Below are 1,003 nucleotides of genomic sequence, written 5' to 3'. Positions count from 1 at the left end.
CCGGTCCAGGCCGGCAGCGTGCTCAAGCTCAGTCCGAGCGCTGCCGACTCACTCAACTCCCCAGACCAGGCGCCACGCCACAGTATGCGCACCTACCTGGCCGTGGCCGGAGGCATCGATGTTCCCCTGGTGCTGGACTCGCGCAGCACGGATCTGAAGGCCGGCTTCGGCGGCCATCAGGGACGCCCGCTCAAACGCGGTGACAAGCTGCCCATCGGCGACGCGCACGCCGCCTCCAGGGCCGTGCATGGCCCGGCCTTCGGGGTGCGCTCGCCACGCTGGAGCGGTCTGGCGCTGCGTGCCGATGAACACAGCCAGCACGTCACCCTGCGCGTACTGCCCGGCCCCGAGTTCGAGCAATTCAGCAAGGCCTCCCGCGAGGCATTGTGGGCCGATACCTGGCGCGTCACGCCCAACAGCAACCGCATGGGCTATCGCCTGCAAGGCCCGGAACTCAAGCGCAAGCATAGCCGCGACATGCTCTCGCACGGCGTGGTACCGGGCGTGATCCAGGTACCTCCTTCCGGTCAGCCCATCATCCTGATGGGCGATGCCCAAACCACCGGCGGCTATCCCAAGATCGGCGTGGTCATCGGTGCCGACCTGTGGAAACTGGCGCAAGCGCCACTGAATGCCACACTGCGTCTGGAACCCTGCGAACTGGCCGACGCCCTGGCCGCCGCCGAGGAACAGCAACGCTATCTCGACGCCATTCGCGCCACGGTCGCCGCACTGGACTGGTCGCGCGCCACGCTCTACAAGAAATAAGGGAACGCCATGCATATCGATCTCAATGCCGATCTCGGCGAAGGCTGCGACACCGACGAAGAACTGCTGACCCTGGTCAGCTCGGCCAACATCGCCTTGCGCTGGCACGCGGGCGATGCCAACACCATGCGCCGCAGTGTGCGCTGGGCGATCCAGAACCATGTGGCCATCGGCGCCCATCCCAGCTTTCCCGACCGCGAGAATTTCGGCCGCAGCGCCATGCAGTTGCCGCCCG

2 protein-coding genes are annotated in these 1,003 nt (G+C 66.7%); both read left to right on the top strand.

Annotated features, from left to right (window positions below):
• On the top strand, window positions 1–768 hold a 768-nt coding region (locus I5W_RS28880; RefSeq protein ID WP_044531839.1), incomplete at its 5' end, for a biotin-dependent carboxyltransferase family protein.
• 9 nt (window positions 769–777) lie between these two features.
• Window positions 778–1,003 (top strand): LamB/YcsF family protein (locus I5W_RS28875; protein ID WP_044531838.1); only part of this gene is annotated, 226 nt, incomplete at its 3' end.

It is taken from the genome of Herbaspirillum sp. B65, assembly GCF_000333555.1.
In the GTDB taxonomy this organism is placed as follows: Bacteria; Pseudomonadota; Gammaproteobacteria; order Burkholderiales; family Burkholderiaceae_D; genus Herbaspirillum; species Herbaspirillum rubrisubalbicans.
This window is presented reverse-complemented; position numbering and strand designations above follow the sequence as displayed.